At 69.4% G+C, this 17,091-nt stretch carries 19 protein-coding genes; 10 read left to right on the top strand and 9 right to left on the bottom strand.

Annotated features, from left to right (window positions below):
• Positions 1-72 precede the first annotated feature (72 nt).
• Genes F8178_RS05105 through F8178_RS05065 form a run of 9 tightly spaced genes read left to right on the top strand, consistent with a single transcriptional unit; the run spans position 73 to position 6,663 of the window.
• Positions 73-753: an ABC transporter ATP-binding protein gene (locus tag F8178_RS05105; RefSeq protein WP_317493461.1), complete on the top strand. Its 681-nt coding sequence runs from the start codon at positions 73-75 to the stop codon at positions 751-753.
• Complete coding sequence (locus F8178_RS05100) at positions 750-1,439, top strand: heme exporter protein CcmB (RefSeq protein ID WP_317493460.1); 690 nt, start codon at positions 750-752, stop codon at positions 1,437-1,439. Before F8178_RS05105 ends, F8178_RS05100 begins: the two co-directional genes overlap by 4 nt.
• Entirely contained in the window at positions 1,436-2,173 is a 738-nt protein-coding gene (ccsA, locus tag F8178_RS05095; RefSeq protein WP_317493459.1) for a cytochrome c biogenesis protein CcsA, read from the top strand. Before F8178_RS05100 ends, ccsA begins: the two co-directional genes overlap by 4 nt.
• On the top strand, positions 2,173-2,295 hold the full coding sequence (locus F8178_RS05090) for a hypothetical protein (protein WP_317493458.1): 123 nt from the start codon (positions 2,173-2,175) through the stop codon (positions 2,293-2,295). Before ccsA ends, F8178_RS05090 begins: the two co-directional genes overlap by 1 nt.
• Positions 2,292-2,711 (top strand): cytochrome c maturation protein CcmE, encoded by a 420-nt coding sequence (locus F8178_RS05085; RefSeq protein WP_317493457.1) that lies wholly within the window; start codon positions 2,292-2,294, stop codon positions 2,709-2,711. The genes F8178_RS05090 and F8178_RS05085 overlap by 4 nt, the downstream gene beginning before the upstream one ends.
• Positions 2,708-4,702: a heme lyase CcmF/NrfE family subunit gene (locus F8178_RS05080; RefSeq protein ID WP_317493456.1), complete on the top strand. Its 1,995-nt coding sequence runs from the start codon at positions 2,708-2,710 to the stop codon at positions 4,700-4,702. Before F8178_RS05085 ends, F8178_RS05080 begins: the two co-directional genes overlap by 4 nt.
• A complete protein-coding gene (locus tag F8178_RS05075) occupies positions 4,686-5,189 on the top strand; it encodes a cytochrome c-type biogenesis protein (protein ID WP_317493455.1) in 504 nt (167 codons plus the stop codon). The genes F8178_RS05080 and F8178_RS05075 overlap by 17 nt, the downstream gene beginning before the upstream one ends.
• The gene (locus F8178_RS05070; RefSeq protein WP_317493454.1) at positions 5,186-6,013 is read left to right on the top strand and encodes a tetratricopeptide repeat protein; all 828 of its coding nucleotides are present in this window, start codon (positions 5,186-5,188) and stop codon (positions 6,011-6,013) included. Before F8178_RS05075 ends, F8178_RS05070 begins: the two co-directional genes overlap by 4 nt.
• Positions 6,010-6,663 carry a redoxin domain-containing protein gene (locus F8178_RS05065; RefSeq protein ID WP_317493453.1) on the top strand — a complete coding sequence of 218 codons (654 nt, stop codon included), beginning with the start codon at positions 6,010-6,012 and terminating at the stop codon, positions 6,661-6,663. The genes F8178_RS05070 and F8178_RS05065 overlap by 4 nt, the downstream gene beginning before the upstream one ends.
• A 101-nt stretch (positions 6,664-6,764) precedes the next feature.
• On the opposite strand, the gene F8178_RS05060 is transcribed toward F8178_RS05065, so the two are convergent.
• The 8 genes from F8178_RS05060 to F8178_RS05025 all read right to left on the bottom strand — a co-directional run bounded on the left by F8178_RS05060 (position 6,765) and on the right by F8178_RS05025 (position 13,174).
• Positions 6,765-8,156 carry an NAD(P)/FAD-dependent oxidoreductase gene (locus F8178_RS05060; protein WP_317493452.1) on the bottom strand — a complete coding sequence of 464 codons (1,392 nt, stop codon included), beginning with the start codon at positions 8,154-8,156 and terminating at the stop codon, positions 6,765-6,767.
• Between the two features lie 208 nt (positions 8,157-8,364).
• Entirely contained in the window at positions 8,365-8,763 is a 399-nt protein-coding gene (locus F8178_RS05055; RefSeq protein WP_317493451.1) for a hypothetical protein, read from the bottom strand.
• Between the two features lie 29 nt (positions 8,764-8,792).
• Positions 8,793-9,275 (bottom strand): HAMP domain-containing sensor histidine kinase, encoded by a 483-nt coding sequence (locus F8178_RS05050; RefSeq protein WP_317493450.1) that lies wholly within the window; start codon positions 9,273-9,275, stop codon positions 8,793-8,795.
• A complete protein-coding gene (locus F8178_RS05045; RefSeq protein WP_317493449.1) occupies positions 9,276-10,256 on the bottom strand; it encodes a histidine kinase dimerization/phospho-acceptor domain-containing protein in 981 nt (326 codons plus the stop codon).
• Positions 10,249-10,515 (bottom strand): DNA-binding response regulator, encoded by a 267-nt coding sequence (locus F8178_RS05040; RefSeq protein ID WP_317493448.1) that lies wholly within the window; start codon positions 10,513-10,515, stop codon positions 10,249-10,251. The genes F8178_RS05045 and F8178_RS05040 overlap by 8 nt, the downstream gene beginning before the upstream one ends.
• Before the next feature lie 110 nt (positions 10,516-10,625).
• Positions 10,626-11,648, bottom strand: coding sequence for a M56 family metallopeptidase (locus F8178_RS05035; protein ID WP_317493447.1), 1,023 nt, complete (start codon positions 11,646-11,648; stop codon positions 10,626-10,628).
• Entirely contained in the window at positions 11,645-12,013 is a 369-nt protein-coding gene (locus tag F8178_RS05030; protein WP_317493446.1) for a BlaI/MecI/CopY family transcriptional regulator, read from the bottom strand. Before F8178_RS05030 ends, F8178_RS05035 begins: the two co-directional genes overlap by 4 nt.
• Before the next feature lie 105 nt (positions 12,014-12,118).
• Positions 12,119-13,174, bottom strand: a complete 1,056-nt coding sequence (locus F8178_RS05025) for a polysaccharide deacetylase family protein (RefSeq protein ID WP_317493445.1) — start codon at positions 13,172-13,174, stop codon at positions 12,119-12,121.
• Positions 13,175-13,212: 38 nt separating this feature from the next.
• Here F8178_RS05025 and F8178_RS05020 point away from each other — a divergent pair, with 38 nt between their 5' ends.
• On the top strand, positions 13,213-14,820 hold the full coding sequence (locus F8178_RS05020; protein WP_317493444.1) for a putative glycoside hydrolase: 1,608 nt from the start codon (positions 13,213-13,215) through the stop codon (positions 14,818-14,820).
• 96 nt (positions 14,821-14,916) lie between these two features.
• On the opposite strand, the gene F8178_RS05015 is transcribed toward F8178_RS05020, so the two are convergent.
• A complete protein-coding gene (locus F8178_RS05015; RefSeq protein WP_317493443.1) occupies positions 14,917-17,001 on the bottom strand; it encodes a heavy metal translocating P-type ATPase in 2,085 nt (694 codons plus the stop codon).
• Between the last annotated feature and the right edge of the window lie 90 nt (positions 17,002-17,091).

The following is a 17,091-nucleotide window of genomic DNA, read 5'->3' as shown; positions in this document are numbered from 1 at the left end:
ACTATGCGCACTAGTAATTGCTGAGCGCCGTCACAGGTATCGCGCGCGGTTCGAGTCTTTCGGGAGTGCGGCATGGCGGATCCGGTTGCCGGTGGGCACCCCGCGGCACGGCTGACCGGAGTCGACGTCGAGATCGAGCGGGTCCCCGTGCTGCGCGGGCTCGATCTCACCGTGGCCGCGGGCGAGCGTCTCGGGGTTCTCGGCGCTAACGGCACCGGCAAGACGACGCTGCTGCGCGTCCTCGCCACGCTGGTAGCGCCGAGCGCGGGACACGGTGAGGTACTCGGCGCGAGGCTCGGCACTCCGGCCTGCGCGGCGATCGCCCCACGCATCGCGCTGATCGCCCACGAGCCCGCGCTGTACCCGAAGCTGTCGCTGCGCGAGAACCTGCATTTCGTGGCCAGGCTGACCGGGATCTCCCCAACGGCAGCCGATGACGCCCTCGACCGCGTCGGCCTCGCCCGCGCCGCCGACCGGCGGGCCGAGGTGTGCTCGCAGGGCATGCGCAGGCGCGCCGAGCTGGCGCGGGTGCTGTTCAGCACGCCGAGCCTGCTGCTGCTCGACGAGGCGCACGCGGGGTTGGACGCGGCCTCGGCCGGGTTGGTGGAGGCTGCGGCCGAGCAGGTCTGCCGCCGGGGTGGTGCCAGCGTGGCCGTCGCGCACGATCACCAGCGGTTGGCGGCCATGAGCGACCGGGTGGTGGAGATCACCGCGGGCCGAGCGGTGGCCATGCCACGGGAGATGGCAGTATGACCGCGCAGGCCGCCACCACACCGTCGCCGTGGCGGCAGTGTGTGGAGCTGGCACGCAAGGACCTGCGCCTCGAACTCCGCACCGGCGAAGTCCTGCTGGTGACCGCCCCGTTCGGCGCGGTCGCGTTGCTGTTCGTCCCGCTGGCCATCGGCCCGGACACGCCGCTGCTGCGACAGCTCGGCCCCGGGATGTTCTGGGTGGTGGTGTTGCTGTTCGGCGTGCTGGTCACGCTGCGGCAGAGCGCCGCAGACGGCCCGGCGCAACTCGCGGTGCTGCGGCTGTGCGGGGTGCATCCCGGCGTACGGCTGGCCGGTCGCGCGCTGGCGAACGCGATGCTGCTGCTGACCTTCCAGGCGGTGCTCGCGCCAGTGGCGATCGCACTGTACAACCCGGACCTGACAGGCGGCCTGTGGCTGATCCCCGCGATGGTGCTGGTAGCGGCCGGGCTGGCCGCGCTGGGTACCGTAGCGGGTGCGCTCGCCGAGGGGCTGGCAGGACGCACCATCCTCGGGCCGCTGCTGGTGGTGCCGGTGGCCTTGCCGTTGCTGCTCGGCGCCACTCAGGTCCTGGCCACGGCACGGCACGAGCAGGCGCCGTGGCCGTGGCTGCTGTTGATGCTCGCCGCCATCGGGGTGATCGCCCTCACCGTCGCCCTGGTCGCCCGTTTCCTGGAGGAATCCGCATGACGCGCGTACGAACCGCGCTGCCGATCGCGGCGGCCGTCGCCGTGGCCACAGGCGTCACCGCTGCCATGCTCGCCCCTGCCGACCAGCTGCAGGGCGATCTCCAGCGTCTGATGTACGTGCACGTCCCCGCGGCGTGGACCGCCTACCTGAGCTTCGCCGTCACACTGGTGGCGAGCATCGGCTGGCTGTGGCGCCGCAAGCCAGGGTTCGACCGGGTGGCTGCCTCCAGCGCCGAAGTCGGCGTGTTCTTCACCGCACTGGCGATCGCGCTCGGCTCGATCTGGGGAAAGCCGGTCTGGGGCGTGTGGTGGACCTGGGATCCGCGGCTGATCACCACTGCCCTGATGCTCTTCGTCTACCTGGGTTACCTGGCGCTGCGGCGCGCCACGCTCGACCCGGACGCCAGGGCGCGCCGCGCGGCCGTGTTCGGCGTCGTGGCCTTCGTGCAGGTGCCGATCGTGCACATGTCCGTCGAGTGGTGGCGCACCCTGCACCAACCGGCCACCGTGCTGCAGCCGGGCCAGCCCAGTATCGATACGCCGATGCTCATCACGCTACTGATCAACGTGGTGGCGTTCATGTTGATCTACGCCGTGCTGCTGCGGCTGCGACTCGGAATCGCCGCGATGGACGACCAGCGTGCCGCGAGGCAGGTAGCCGAGGGACGCGAGCTGGCAGGCGGGGCGGTCACCGCGCCCCACCTCGAGGACACACAGGAGAAGGAGGCCCATTGATGTCGGACTGGTTGTGGATCGTGCTCGGGTTCAGCGTCGCCTACCTGGCGATCGCGACCTACCTGGGTCTGCTGTTGCACCGCTGGGCACAGCGGGCGCGCGGCGAGGGGGACGTGCGGTGAAACGGTACCGGCTACTCGGCTTCTCCGGGGTGGGAGTAGTGGCCGTGCTGGTCGGGGCGCTGGTGTTCGGCAACCTCAACGAGAACCTCGTCTACTACCTGACCCCCGAAGAAGCGGTCGACAAGCGTGCGGAGTTCGGCGAGGACCGCCGCTTCCAGCTCGGCGGTCTCGTCGCGGACGGCAGCGTCACCCGCACCGACGACGGCGTGGACTTCGTGGTCACCTACTGGGACGACCCCGACGGTCCCGAGGTGACGGTCCGGCACACCGGCTCGCCGCAGCAGCTATTCCAGCCCGGCGTCGGCGTGGTCGTCGAGGGTTCCTGGCGAGGTGACGAGTTCGTCTCCGACACCATGAAGGTGCGCCACGACGAGGAGTACGAGGCAGCCGACATGCCGGAGAGCCCCGCTTCATGACACTGGTCACTCCCGCGGCGGGCTGGGCAGGCATCCTGCTCGGCCTCGCCGCCGCCATCGCCCTGACGATCTCCGGCTTCCGTGCGCAGCGTAAGCCTCAAGCGGTGCGGCATCGCCAACTGCGGTTCGCGGTGGGCTGCCTGGTGGCCGGTGCCGTACTGGCGATGACGGCGCTCGAGGTAGCCCTGCTGACCGACAACTTCGCGGTGTCCTATGTGGCCGACAACCACTCCACGGCGACACCGTGGTGGTTCACTGTCATGGCGGCCTGGGCGGCGCTGGAGGGCAGCCTTGTGCTGTGGGCGCTGGTGCTTGCTGGATACACGGCGCTGGTGGCGCGTCAGGTGCGCAGCGCGAGCGACCGGCTGGGCACCGGCGCGCTCGGTGTGATGGGCCTGGTGAACGTCTTCTTCTTCGGGCTGCTGGCCACCGTGGCCAACCCTTTCGAGGTGCTCGAGCAACCGCCTGCCGACGGGCCGGGGCCAAACCCGCTGCTGGTCGACCACTGGCTGATGCTGCTGCACCCGCCGCTGCTGTACCTCGGGTTCGTCGGTTTCACGGTGCCGTTCGCCTTCGCGATCTCGGCGCTGCTGCTGCGCAGGGGCGGTGTGGACTGGTTGCGCCGCACCCGTAGGGCCAACCTGGTTGCCTGGAGCTTCCTCACCGCAGGGGTGGTGCTCGGCGCCTGGTGGGCCTACGAGGTACTGGGCTGGGGTGGTTACTGGGCTTGGGACCCGGTGGAGAACGCCGCGCTGATCCCGTGGCTCGTCGCCACCGCGTTCATCCACTCGGCGGTGGTCCAGGTCAAACGCGGCATGCTGCAGGCATGGAACTTCGTGCTGGTGATCGCCACCTTCGCGCTGACCATCCTGGGTACGTTCATCACCCGTTCCGGGGCAGTGGCTTCGGTGCACGCGTTCACCGAGTCCCAGATCGGGCCCGCCTTCCTCGGCTTCCTGCTTGTGGTGCTGGTCGGTGGTTTCACGCTGTTCGCGCTCCGCGGCGAGCGACTCGCCTCGACCTCCCGGCCGGAGTCGCTGGCCAGCCGCGAAGGCGTCTTCCTCATCAACAACCTGCTGCTCACGCTGTTCGCTTTCGTGGTGCTGCTCGGCACCATCTACCCGATCCTCGTCGAAGCCGTCACCGGCAGCGAAGTATCGGTCGGCAGGCCGTTCTTCGACCGGATGGCGGTGCCGCTGTCGTTCGCGCTGCTCCTGGCGATGGGGATCGGACCGTTCACGCCCTACCGGTACGCCTCGCCAGCCGTGTTGTGGCACCGCCTACGCATCCCGCTGCTGTTGGCCTGTGCCGCCGCCGCGACCCTGGTGCTGGCCGGGATCACCTCGCCAGGGGTGGTCACTGTGGTCGCGCTGGCCACCGGCATCGCGGCCGGAACGGTACGGCAGCTCGTGGCGACCGCGCCGAAGCCACGCTTGCGGGGAATGGCACGGCTGGTGTCCGGGCAGCGGGCATACTGGGGCGGGCAGCTTGCCCACCTGGGGGTTGCCTTGGTCGCGGTGGTCATCGCGACATCGGCCGCGCTGGTCACAGAGGATACGGTCACGCTCGATCGCGGCGATTCGCTGTCCTTCAGTGGCTACGAGGTCACCTTCACCGGCATCTCCCAGCAGCGGCAGCCGGACCGGGAGATCACCAGGGCGCACCTGGAGTTCGCCCGCGACGGTAGCCACCGGTGGGAGGCCACACCCCGGCTGAGCCACTTCGACGCGCAACCCGACGCGATCGGCGCGCCCGATGTGTGGGTCCGGCCGGGCAGCGACATCTATGTCGCGCTGTCCCAGCTCGAGGTGGACGAGGACCGCATCTCGGTCAACATCTACCAGTACCCGTTGAAGGTCTGGTTGTGGGTCGGGGGTCTGGTGATCGTCGCCGGGGGCTTCTGGGCGCTGTCCGGCCGCACCCGGCGCCCCGAGCCGCAGTCGCAGATCGCGGCGAGCGGGAAGGAGGCAGGTGATGTCACGTATCCCTAGCATCCCCCGCCAACTGGTCCAAGTAGCCATCTCCGCGTGCATCGTGGGGTTGCTGGCGGTGGCGGTGGTCGGCGTGGTGCTATCCGGATCGGAACCGGCCGACCGGGTGGAGGACCTGTCAGAACGGCTCAGCTGCCCGGAGTGCGAGAGCGTGGCGATCGCGGACTCCCCCTCGGAAACCGCCAACGAGATGCGCAACATCATCGTCGAGCAGGTGGAGGCAGGCCGCAGCGACGAAGAGATCATCGACTACTTCCGCGCTCGCTACGGCGACTGGGTGGTGTTCGACCCGCGTCCGGAAGGCTCCATGCTGCCGCTGTGGTTGGTGCCCTTCGGCGTCACGGTAGCCGGAGTCATCGCGCTGCTGACCTACCGTGCCCGACGGAGTCCGCCGCCTGAGGGTGAGCTCGCCCCCGAACAGCGTGAGCGCCTGGACCGCGAGCTCGAACGCGCCAGACGCTCCGCTCGCGAGGAGGAGTCGCTATGAGCACGGGTGACGAGCCGCTGCGGGAGCGCAGAGACCAGGCGTTGCGCGACCTCGTCGACCTCGAGGCGCAGATCGAACGCGGGGAGATCCCCGCGGAGCGTGCCGCCGAACTGCGGCGCCGGTACGAGGCCGAAGCGGTGGCCAGCCTGGACGCGCTGGAATCGGCCTCGGCAAGTCCCGCCGAAGCGGCGTCGCGATCGGGCGGCAGACGCCGCATTCCACCCACCCGCTACCTGCCCTACCTCGCTGCCGCGCTCGTCGCGTTACTCGCGGGGGCCGTGCTGCTGCCGCAGTACGTCGACTCCCGCCCGGAAGGCGGCTTCATCACCGGCAACGAACCGATCGCCGACCAGCTCGAGCAGCAAGCCGACGACGCTCCCCGCGAACCTTCCGAGTTCTCGCTGGCCGAGATGGAGGAGGTCGTCGCAGCCAATCCGGAAGCCATCGGCATGCGTATCGCCCTGGCCAGCCGCTACATCGACCGTGACGAGCATGACAGCGCCGCCGAACACCTCGGCGCTGTCATGCAGCGCGACCCGGACAACCCCCGGGCACACGCTTACGCTGGCTGGTTGCTGTTCCAGCAGGACGAGCCCGACGCGGCGCTGCGCGCCGTCGAGCGTGGACTGGAAGCCGATCCCGAATCGCCGGAAGCTCTGTGGTTCGCCGCCCGCATCCGACTCGACGGGCACGACGACCCCAGCGGGGCGCTCGACGCGCTCGATACCCTCACCGCGCAGGACGGGATCGACCCCGAGCTACGCGCCGACGCCGAGAAACTCGTCGAGCGCGCACAGCAACGCACCGGAGGGGACGGCAGATGACCTCGACCGACACCGCTGCTACGGGCGGATCAGGGCACAGCCAGGGACGGGGTGGCTGGCGAGTGGCCCGATGGCTCGCGCTGGGTGTCGCGGTGCTCGGCATCGGGTTGGGGATCGTGTTCGCGGGCAGGCTCGACCAGGACCCCACCCTCATCGACAGCCCCCTGATCGGCGAACCGGCCCCCACCAGGGAGGTGCCCGAGCTGGAAGATGACGGCACCTTCTCGCTGGAGGAACTACGCGGCGACGTCGTCGTCGTGAACTTCTGGGCCTCGTGGTGCACCACCTGCCGTGCCGAACATCCCCACCTGCTCGCCGCCGCCGAGACCTACACCGACCGGGACGTATCCTTCGTCGGCGTCAACTTCCAGGACCGCAACAACGCCGCCACCGATTATCTCGACGAGCACGGCCGTGGCGAGGAGCAGGTCTACGGTTACGTGGACGATCCCAACTCACGGTTGGCGCTGGATTTCGGTGTGTTCGGGGTGCCGGAGACGTTCTTCATCGACCCCGAAGGCACCATCGTCGCCAAGATCACCGGCGAATCCACCTACGAGCTGCTGACCAGCACGATCGACGACATCCTCGCGGGCGAGGATCCCGATTCCCACGACAGGGGCCCGGTCACCCCCGCGCCTGAGCAGTGAGGCGCGCCCGTTCCCGCCTGTCGACATCGTGCACGTGGCAGCCGCGGAAATCGTTCGCGATCCTGGCGACGTCGAGGAAACTCCTGACAACACCGGCGCAGTCACAGGCCATAGGATTCCAGCAGCCGCAGCCATACCTCGCTGACGGTCGGGAAGGACGGCACCGCGTGCCACAGGGTGTCGAGCGGAACCTCCCCCGCTATGGCGATCGTCGCGGCGTGGACGAGCTCATCGGCGGCCGGTCCGGTGAAAGTGGCCCCGAGAAGCATCCGTCGGTCGGTGTCGATGACCAGCTTGCTGGTACCGGAGAGGCCGCCTCCTTTGGTGACAGCTCCCGCCACGCCACCGGTGTCGTGCGACACCGTGTCGATGCGGTACCCGCTGGCTCTGGCGCCTGCCTCGGTCAGGCCGACCGCCCCGACGAGCGGGGTGGTGAACACGACTCGCGGCGTGATGCCATGATCGGCGCGCGCGACGTTCGGCTTGCCTGCGATCACATCACCCGCGATACGCGCCTGATACTTGCCCATATGGGTGAGCAGGTTACGGCCGTTGCAATCCCCGACGGCGTACAGCCAGTCTCCCTCGACGCCACGGACTCGCAGCGAGTCGTCGGTCTCCAGGTAACCGCCCGGTTCGAGGCCGACCGTATCGAGGCCGAGATCCTCGGTGATCGCCGACCGCCCGACCGCCACGACGAACTCGTCGGCCTCCACGGTCGGTCCGCCGTCCAGAGTCGCCGTGACAGGACCGTCGCCCGAGGCCCGGCTGACTGACGTGACCTGCGTGCCGGTGTACACCTCGACTCCGAGCTCGCGCAGCGCCTCGGCGACTTCGGCACCCGCGAACGGTTCCTCGGCCGACAGCAGCCGCTCGGCCATCTCGACGAGGACGATCCGGGCACCGAGCGTGCGCCACGCCTGTGCCATCTCCACACCGACCACCCCGCCACCGAGCACCACCAGCCGCTCGGGCACCTCGCGGGCGGTGGTGATGTCTCTGCTGTCCCACACGCCGATGTCGCCGATACCCTCGACCGGCGGGACGGCCGCGCGGCTGCCGGTGGCAAGTACAACGGCGCGGTGTGCGTGCAACAGGCGGCGACTGCCGTGCTCATCAGCGACCTCGACGGCGCGTTCACCGGTCAGCCTGCCGTGACCTCGGAACAGATCGATGCCCTGGCCAGCCACCCACTCCTGCTGGCCACCGTCGTCCCAGTAGGAGGCCAGCTTGTCCCGCCGCCGCAACGCGCTGGCCGCGTCGAGCTCGCCGGTGACGGCTTCCCGGGCACCGGGCACGCGCCGCACGGCGTCCATCACCTCGCCGGGGCGCAGCAGCGCCTTGCTTGGCATGCATGCGTAGTAGGAGCACTCCCCGCCAAGCAGGTGCTCCTCCACGACGGCCACCGTCAGGCCGTGCTGCGCGCATCGGCCAGCCGCGTTCTCCCCGACGGCGCCCCCGCCTACGACCACCACGTCGTACTGGTCAGCCATGTCTCGCTCCTCACCGTGAACGCCATCGGCCCGGCACCATACGGCCACTGGAGCCGGTCACGGTGCGGGTAGGCCGACGGTAGCCACGAGCCGCCACCGCCGCCACCGGGCGACACCGGAGCGCACCGGTGCATGTGTCGAACGGAGCGAGCCCGGCGCCCCGTTCGCCAGGGCATACCGCCATAGCGAGTTCCCCCGGCCGGGGTGGTCAGTTGCCCATCATGCCGCCCATGCCGGAGCCCATCTCCCCGCCGTCCATCGGCATATCGCCCATGGGCATCTCCCCCATCGGCATGTGCTCCCCGCCGATCATCATCCGTTCCATCATGGGGTGCATCTCCTCGTGCATGCGCTCGGCCGTTTCGCACATCTCCCGCGGCATGGTGTCCAGCATCTCGTTCATGCACTCATCCATCTGGCGCATATGCCGCTCCATGTCACCGTCACCCCGCTCGGTGTCGACGTCGGTCTGCTGAACGGTGGTGGCTGGGCCGGGGTACCGCTCAGTGGGACCGGCGATAGCCGCACCGGCACCGACGAGCCCGGCTCCCACCGCCACCGCGGAGACAGCGGCCAGAACGATCCGTAGCGGACCTGTCATCCTCATCGCACTCACTCCCTTGCCGGGTGGCTGCCTCAATCACGGTCGACGGTAGGGCGGGCTTGTGAAGATCCGATGAACGCCGGGACCGAGCCCTCGGGCCCGTCGACCGGCAGCCGGACCACGAACCGGCTTCCCCACCCTGGTTCGCTGTCGACGGAGATGTCACCGCCGTGCGCGGCCACGAGCTCGGCCGCGACCGCGAGCCCGATACCCGAGCCTGCCTGCCCTGACGACGCACCGCGGAAGAATCGTCGGAACACGTGTGCCCGCTCGTCCTCGGCGATCCCCGGTCCGGTGTCGGTCACCACCAGCGCGGCTGTCCGATCCCGCCCCGCGAGGGTGACCGTGATCCGCCCACCGGCCGGGGTGTAGGCGACGGCGTTGTTCACGATGTTGCCCACGATCTGGCGGAACCGGACCGGCTCGGTTGCCGCCGAGACCTCCGCCAGGTCCGTAACCAGCTCCAGGCGCTTCTCCTCGACGGTGTCGCTGACACCGCCGAGGATCTCGTCCACCTACGGGCGCAGCGCCACGGTGCGGGGGCGCAGGGTGAACCACGCCGCGTCCGCGTCGGCCATGGCCTCCAGGTCGGCCACCAGCCTGCTGAGCCGGAGCGCTTCCTCGTGCGGCGCACCGATCACCTCCGGATCCGGGTCGGTGACGCCGTCGCGGACGGCTTCCAGCTGACCACGCAGCACGGACAGCGGTGTACGCAGCTCGTGGGCTATGTCGGACGCGAACGTGCGGCGTAGGTCGTCCTCGCGCGCCACCGTGTCGGCCACGGCGTTGAACGAGGCGGCCAGCTCACCGATCTCGTCACGCGCCGACACCGCCGCGCGACGCTCCCGCTTGCCAGCCGCGAGCTCGTCGGCGGCGGTGGTCAGCTCCGCCACCCGGACCGTGGTGCGGCGCGCGAGCAGCACGCCCACCGTCATCGCCAGCACGGCCGCCGCCAGTGCCGCACCGAGCAATAGCCGGTTGACGGTATCCCGGAACTCCTCGTCCGCCGCGGGAAGCGCTGCCTCGGGCACCCGCACCACCGCGGTTCCCACCTGCTCGCTGTCGACCACGACCCGCAGCTCTCGGGTAGGGCCGAGCTCCGGGAGATCCATCATCTCCCGATGCGTGCCCATCATGTCGCGGTGCATGTCCATCATGCCCGGACCCATGGAGGTCTCCGACGCGCTCCAGACACACCGCCCGTCCTGGTCGAGCACGTCGACCTCGGCGCCGGACATCATCATCCCGGGCGCGAGCTCGTCCAGCGATTCGCTGCGCCAGTCGCCGTGCCGCGCGTAGTCGGCGGCAAGGGCCGCGACCACCTGCTGCTCGCGCGCCTCACGCTGCGATTCGAGGTAGGCGTCGAACCGGGCGTCGATGGCGAGGTTCACCCCTAGCGCGGTCAGTGCGGACGCCGCGATCGCGGTGGCCACCAACGCCAGCATCAGCCGCCGGGCCAGCCGCCCGGCCCACCAGCGGCGCCGGGCGCTACGCATCACGCTCCACGGCGAGCTTGTAGCCGACACCGGGAACCGTGACGATCAGGTGATCCACCGTGCCACGGTCGCCCAGTTTACGACGCAGGTTCTTGACGTGGGCGTCGATCGCCCGCTCAGCTGGCTCCTCGCCCGATCGGTCGGGTAGCCGCAGATCAAGGACGATCAGGTCGGCCGAAGGAGCGAGCTCCAGCCCCCGTACGGCGGTATCAGCCTGCAGTACCCGATAGCCGCGGCGTTCCAGGTAGCTGCCCACCACGACGCTAAGCTTGGTCTCGTCCTCGATGACGAGGACCGTTCGCTGTATGGACGACCGCCGTCCCGTTCCCCGGTATTGTGCCGTACCCCGCGACCGCCCATGGTAGCCCGTCAGGTCAGCAACGCGACGCAGCCGAAAAGCGCCATGGCGAGCATGGTCGCGGTCGGCGCCACCCCGGCGCCGAGGAAAGTCCTCATCAGCGCGCGCCGTGACGCGCAGCGCTGCGCCTCGGTGGCGGGCTCGAGCAACCGGCGAGCGCGCGCGTGCACGTCACCCCCGGCCGCACCCAGCGCTGCCCCTGGCGCTCGCCAGGACGACATGGCCAGCAGGGCGGTGACCAGGCTGGTCGACGAGTGCCGTCGCGCAGCGGCGTCATCGGCGCACATCTCCAGCAGGCGCCGAACCTCCCGCTCGGCCTCCGGGAACAGCCGGATCGCGCCGAACGACCGGCTCAGCGTGCACAGCAGCGACAGCACCATGTGATGGTGCCCGGCCAGGTGCGCCCGCTCGTGGGCGAGCACCGCCGCCAGCTCATCCCTGGACAGGGTCTCCAGCGCTCCCCTGGTGACCACCACCGTGCCCGCGGCGTTACCGCCGTCGACAGCGGCGTGGTCGCGAACCGCCCGGCCACGGCCGGGCAGGCAGTAAACCGCGCGTTCGGCGGCGTCGAGCACCACCGTTCCCGCACCGAGCTGCGGTGCGTCGTGTCCCACCAGCCGTACGGCCTCGGCGTGGTGCTTACCCGCGCGGTGCACCCGCGTGGCGATCAACCCGACCCGGAACCCGCCGATCACGACGCCGCCGGTCACGAGCACGCTCATCACCGCGAGCAGCAGGCCGAGCAGGTCGCCGTAGAGCCCGGCCGCGTGCACCGCGCCGACACATCCCGAGGTGTGCAGCCCTGCCAGGCACGCGCTCATCACGACTTCGCTGCTACCGATCGCCAGCGCCGTGTGCAGGCCGACCACCAGCGCCGCGGCGAGCCCGGCGAGCAGCACGCTGCACACCGCTCCCAGCCACAGGGCGATGCCGACCCGGGGGACGCGCTGGACCGCGCGGTCACCGCGCAGCACCCGAGGAGCCAACGCTGCGACCAGCAGCCCGTAGAGCGCGAAGCACGCGGCAGCCGTCATAGCGACCGCTCCGTGCCGCGCCCCCGCAACGCTTCGCGTAACGCCTCGGATTCCTCGGTGGAAGCCGCTGCCACGAAGTGCGCGAACACGGCTCCGGCATCGACGTCGTCGCCGAGCGCTTCCCGCATCAGGCGGGCCGCGTGTTCCTCCCTCGTGGTGGTCGGCTCGTACCGCCAGGCCCTTCCGTCGCGCTCGCGGTGTAGCCATCCCTTGTCGTGCAGGATGCCCATGACGGTCATGACCGTGGTGTACGCAGGGTCCCGTTGCGGTTTGAGCTGTTCGAGGACGTCACGGACAGTAGCGGGGGTGTCCAGCGACCACAGCACATCCATGATCGCCGCTTCCAGCTCACCGAACCCGCGCACACCCGCCTCCTTTCACAACAGCCCGAATCAGATTAGTACACCGGGGTGGCCACGGGGCGGCGGCAGCGGCACAGCGGGCACCCCCGTCCCGGAACCCGGAATCGGTCAGTAGGGGTTGGCGCGCTCGGCGAACTCCGGATCGAGGCGGTCGCCGTACTGCTCGGGAAACGAAATCGTTGTCGGATCGCCATCGGAAACATAACGACGCTCCGCTTGTCGTTCGAGAAGGTCGAGCCAGTAGCCGGAGCCGAAGTCCCGCTCACCGTCCCAGGACGGTGCGGACCGGATGCGCGGGATCGCCATCGGATCGAACTCCGTCGAAAAGGGCGACGCCGCCGGATTGGAGCCCACAAGCAGCACACCCTCGTGGTGGTACTCGTGGCCGTCGTGGCTTCCCTCGCGAGCAAGCGAGTGGTCGGCGGGGCGCGCCCCGTAGGGAAGCGCCATTGTGGCTACCTCAGCATCCGGGATCGCATCCCGGATGCTGAGCATTCCACCGACCAGTTCGGCCTGTACTTCAGCGTCACTGAGCCGGCTGAGGTTCGCATGCGAGGCAGTGTGATTACCGATCTCGAAGTCCCACTCGTGTAACTGGCGTAGGAGCTGTTTCCCTCGATCGGCGGTAGCGCCAAAGAGGGACTCCAACACGTAAAATGAACCTGTCGGGGTGAAGTCGGGATGCTCCTCGGCGAACTCGAGAAGAATGCCGACAGCCGTGTCCGGATCGGCCTCGCCGTCGCCGGTCATGGCGAACTGCTCTCGTGTCGAGTCGTCGAAGGTCAGCACCACCGGGGTAGTCCCGGCGGGCACGTCGATCTCTCCACGTACCAGATCGACAGTCCGGATCGGACGGTAGTCGTGCTCGTGGAGGTAGGCGAGCTCCGAACGGAACTCGTCCGGGGTGACGTCGTAGTCGCCCCCGCCGTCCGGGAGGATGCGGTGGTACATCAATACGGGGATCTCACCAAGTTCGTTAGCATCCACATCGGCCGGATCCACCCCGGGTTCGGGGGAGGATTCCGGTGATGGCGAGGGGCTGGGGGTTGGTGACTCGGCGTGATCCGGACTCGTCTCATCGGGCGAGGGATCGTCATCGGCTGGTGTGCAGGCGGACAGGACAAGCAGGGCGGACAGGACGAAAGCAGCAAGGGATCGGATCATCCCAGCCTCCTCGCGCGGTGGCCCGGTATGGATTTCTCGTGGTCGCCCTCGCTGTCACCGGCTGCACCACCACGGCCGCGCAGGAGGCCGACCTGGCCTTCGGCGGTTCCGGAGACGACGTCGTTGTCGGCTCGGAAACGCGTAATGAACTTCATTTTACTGTCGATGTGAACCCTCCCCGGATCCTCGACGACCTTCGCCTCGTCCTCGACGGCGTCGGTGACGTCACCGAGGACGCAACCGGCGGGGACGGGTCACTACGCTACGAACCACCCACCGACCTGCCGGACGGCGAGCACGCACTGTCGGTAGTGGAGTCGCGCGACATCGCCGGAGACGATGCGGCGGGCGCCGTCGTTCCCGACGACGCCACCGTGCACCACACGTGGCGTTTCGAAATCGATACCGAACCGCCACCCCTGGAGATCTCGGAACCGGGCGAGGCGCAGACCCTGGTCGAGGACGGGCAGCTGGCAGGAACCACCGAGCCGGGCGCGCGCGTGCTCGTTGACGGCTCGGATGTCCCCGTAGACGGTGACGGCGCGTTCGCGACCGAAGTGGACGCGGATACGGGTGAGACCACCGAAGTGACAGTGCTGGCGGTGGATCCGGCTGGCAATACCACGCGGGAAACGGTCGAGGTCACCGTGGTGCCGCCACGCGTTGAGGTGGACGAGGTCCGTGGCGTGCACGTCACGCCCCATGCCTGGGCCACACCCACCTTCCGCGACCGCATTCTCGGCATGGCCGAGGCCGGGCAAATCAACACCGTGCAGCTCGACCTCAAGGACGAGGACGGCAAGGTCGGCTACGACAGCGACGTGCCGCTCGCCCAACGCAGCGGCGCCGCGACCGGCGTGTACGACCTCACCGAGGCGGTGACCGAGCTTCACAGCAGGGGGCTGCACATCGTCGGCCGTGTGGTGGCTTTCCGGGACGGGGTACTCGCCGACTACGCCTGGTCGAACGGCGAGCGTGACTGGGTGATTCAGACCCCGGGCGGCAACCGCTACGCGGGCTACGGCGGCTTCACCAGCTTCGCCCATCCCGAGGTGCAGGAGTACAACCTCGACATCGCCGAAGAAGCCGCCGCGGCCGGGGTGGATGCCATCCTGTGGGACTACATCCGGCGCCCTGACGGGCCTGCGGAGAACCTGGTCGTGCCCGGCCTGTCCGACGATGCAGGCGGCCAGACGATGGAAGAGGCCATCGTCGACTTCACCGCCAAGGCGGCCGAGCGGCTCGCCCCGTACCCGGTCGACCACGGGGTGTCGGTGTACGGCATCGCAGCCACCCGCCCCACGGAGATCGCGCAGGACATCCCCGGGATGGCCGAGCACGTCGACTACGTCTCCCCCATGCTGTATCCCTCCCACTGGGGTCCGGGGGAGTACGACGTCGCCGAACCCAACCGGCAGCCCTACGACATCATCTACCGCTCCATGGAGGGCTTCCTCGAACAGGTCGAAGGTACCGGAGCGCGGATCGTGCCGTGGCTGGAGGACACCAACTACCGGGCTTGGGACCGGGCCGAACAGGTACGCGAGCAGATCAGGGCCACCGCCGACCACGGCATCGACGAGTGGCTGATGTGGGACCCCAACGTCCGCTACACCCTCGACGCCTACCCGAGCCGCGACGAGTGAGCGACCCCGCGCCCCGCATCAGGGGGTACGGGGGTGCGAGCCGAAGGACTCCTTCGGTACATCATATGCACCCGAGGGGCCCTTCGGCTCGCACATTCAGCGCCCGACTGAATCGGGCGCGAGGTCGACGCGCCGGAGGAACTGGGCGTTGATCGCGACGATGATCGTGGACAGGCTCATCAGCATCGCCCCGACGGCCATGGGTAGTACGAATCCGGCCCAGGCGAGTGCACCGGCGGCTAGCGGCAGCGCCGCGATGTTGTAGCCGGCGGCCCACCAGAGGTTCTGTAGCAGGGTGCGGTATCCGGCACGGGACAGTCGCCGCACCGAGAGCACCGCCCTCGGGTCGTCGGAGGCTAGCACGATGCCCGCCGATTCCATCGCCACATCGGTACCCGCCCCGATCGCGATCCCCACGTCGGCGCGGGCCAGCGCGGGGGCGTCGTTGACGCCATCGCCGACCATCGCCACGGTGTAGCCGCGCTGCTGCAGGTCGGCGACGGCAGCGTCCTTGTCCTCGGGTAGCACCTCGGCGTAGACCTCGTCGATGCCGAGATCGGTGGCCACGGACTCGGCGACCTGGCGCGCGTCCCCGGTAAGCATCGCTACTGTGATACCACTGCGGTGCAGCGCGGACACCGCCGCGCGAGACTCCTCCCGTGGCCGGTCCTCCAGTGCCAGCGCGCCGATGACATCCTGCCCGCGCAGCACATGCAGCACCGCCGCACCGCGCGCGACCCATTGCTCGATAGCAGCGGCCAACCCTGCGGGTACCCCGGTGCTGTATTCGCGAAGGAGCGCTGGGCCCCCTACCGCCACGGACTCGCCCGCCACAGTCGCCCGCACGCCACGGCCGGTCATCGCGCGGAATCCGGTGGCACCAGCCGGTTCGAGACCACGCCGCCGGGCCTCGGCCACCACGGCGCGCGCCAGCGGGTGCTCGCTGTCGGTCTCAACGCCTGCGGCCAGCGCCAGCAATCCATCCTCGTCGACCCCACCGTCTGCGGCGACGGCCACGCCGGTCACCGTGTGTTCCCCCGTGGTCAGCGTCCCGGTCTTGTCGAACAGCACCGCATCCACCGCGCGCATCCGCTCCAGCGCGAGCCGGTCGGTGACCAGGATGCCGTTCCTGGCGGATTTGGTGGTGGCGATCGACGTCACCAGCGGGATCGCCAGGCCGAGGGCGTGGGGGCAGGCGATGATCAGCACGGTGACCGAACGCACCAGCGCGGCATCGGGCTGGCCGAGCACCGCCCACACCGTGACGGTGACGGCGGCGACCGCGATGGCGACGTAGAACAGCAGCGCCGCCGCGCGGTCCGCAAGCACCTGCGTACGGGAGGTGGCAGCCTGCGCCTGCGCGACGAGGCGCTCGATCCCGGCCAGTGCGGTGGCCTCCCCGACAGCCTCGACCCGTACCCGGATCGCGCTGTCGGTGGCGACAGCCGCCGCGACCACGCGATCACTCTCACCGCGCGTCACCGGGGTGGATTCCCCGGTGAGCATGGATTCGTCGAGGTCGGCCGTTCCTGCCACCACCGTGCCGTCCGCCGGTACCCGCGCGCCGGGCCGCACCACAACGACGTCGCCCTCGACAAGGTCGCCGACCGCGACGGTTTCGATCTCTCCGCGGTGCGTGACCCGCTCGGCCTCGTCCGGCAGCAGCTCGGCGAGGGCGGCCAGCGCTCCGCGTGCCTGGCCGATGGCGCGCATCTCGAGCCAGTGGCCGAGCAGCATGATCACGATCAGCAGCGAGAGCTCCCACCACACCTCGACGGCGAACAGGCCGAGGCTGGCGGCCATGCTGGCCGCGAAGGCGACGCTGATCGCCATGCCGATCAGCAGCATCATGCCCGGCCTACGGTCCCTTGCCTCGCTGAGCGCGCCCGCGAGGAACGGCCAACCGCCGTAGCAGAAGATCACCGTCCCCAGTACCGGCGCCAGCCACTGCCATCCGGGAAACGCCGGTGCCTGGTATCCGAACCACTGCTGCAGGTGCTCGCTGTAGAACACCACGGGCGCCGCGAGCGCCAACGACCACCAGAACCGGTTCCGGAACATCGCCACGGAGTGGCCAGCATGCTTGTCGTGATCGTGCTGGTGCCCACCTTCGTGCTCCGCGGCACCGTGCGCAGCATGCTCGCCGCGATGGTGCGCCGGTGCGCCCGTTCCCGTTGCCATGGTGAACCTCCTCGTCAGCGGCTGAACTCACCGAGGTAATATACCCTTAGGGGGTATAGGTAACAAGGGCAATGAAGCTGTGTCACCGCT

It is taken from the genome of Haloechinothrix sp. LS1_15 (assembly GCF_033042135.1).
Lineage (GTDB): Bacteria > Actinomycetota > Actinomycetes > Mycobacteriales > Pseudonocardiaceae > Haloechinothrix.
Note: the sequence above shows the minus strand (reverse complement) of the source record. Positions and strands in the feature narration are given on the sequence as shown.

Bases quoted from the DNA above. Each gene is read 5' to 3' on its own strand.
- ccsA (WP_317493459.1), top strand. From the start codon at position 1,436: ATGACGCGCGTACGAACCGCGCTGCCGATCGCGGCGGCCGTCGCCGTG.
- F8178_RS05080 (WP_317493456.1), top strand. From the start codon at position 2,708: ATGACACTGGTCACTCCCGCGGCGGGCTGGGCAGGCATCCTGCTCGGC.
- F8178_RS05105 (WP_317493461.1), top strand. From the start codon at position 73: ATGGCGGATCCGGTTGCCGGTGGGCACCCCGCGGCACGGCTGACCGGA.
- F8178_RS05045 (WP_317493449.1), bottom strand. From the start codon at position 10,256: ATGCGTAGCGCCCGGCGCCGCTGGTGGGCCGGGCGGCTGGCCCGGCGG.
- F8178_RS05065 (WP_317493453.1), top strand. From the start codon at position 6,010: ATGACCTCGACCGACACCGCTGCTACGGGCGGATCAGGGCACAGCCAG.
- F8178_RS05015 (WP_317493443.1), bottom strand. From the start codon at position 17,001: ATGGCAACGGGAACGGGCGCACCGGCGCACCATCGCGGCGAGCATGCT.
- F8178_RS05090 (WP_317493458.1), top strand. From the start codon at position 2,173: ATGTCGGACTGGTTGTGGATCGTGCTCGGGTTCAGCGTCGCCTACCTG.
- F8178_RS05060 (WP_317493452.1), bottom strand. From the start codon at position 8,156: ATGGCTGACCAGTACGACGTGGTGGTCGTAGGCGGGGGCGCCGTCGGG.
- F8178_RS05055 (WP_317493451.1), bottom strand. From the start codon at position 8,763: ATGAGGATGACAGGTCCGCTACGGATCGTTCTGGCCGCTGTCTCCGCG.
- F8178_RS05025 (WP_317493445.1), bottom strand. From the start codon at position 13,174: ATGATCCGATCCCTTGCTGCTTTCGTCCTGTCCGCCCTGCTTGTCCTG.
- F8178_RS05035 (WP_317493447.1), bottom strand. From the start codon at position 11,648: ATGACGGCTGCCGCGTGCTTCGCGCTCTACGGGCTGCTGGTCGCAGCG.
- F8178_RS05100 (WP_317493460.1), top strand. From the start codon at position 750: ATGACCGCGCAGGCCGCCACCACACCGTCGCCGTGGCGGCAGTGTGTG.
- F8178_RS05075 (WP_317493455.1), top strand. From the start codon at position 4,686: ATGTCACGTATCCCTAGCATCCCCCGCCAACTGGTCCAAGTAGCCATC.
- F8178_RS05070 (WP_317493454.1), top strand. From the start codon at position 5,186: ATGAGCACGGGTGACGAGCCGCTGCGGGAGCGCAGAGACCAGGCGTTG.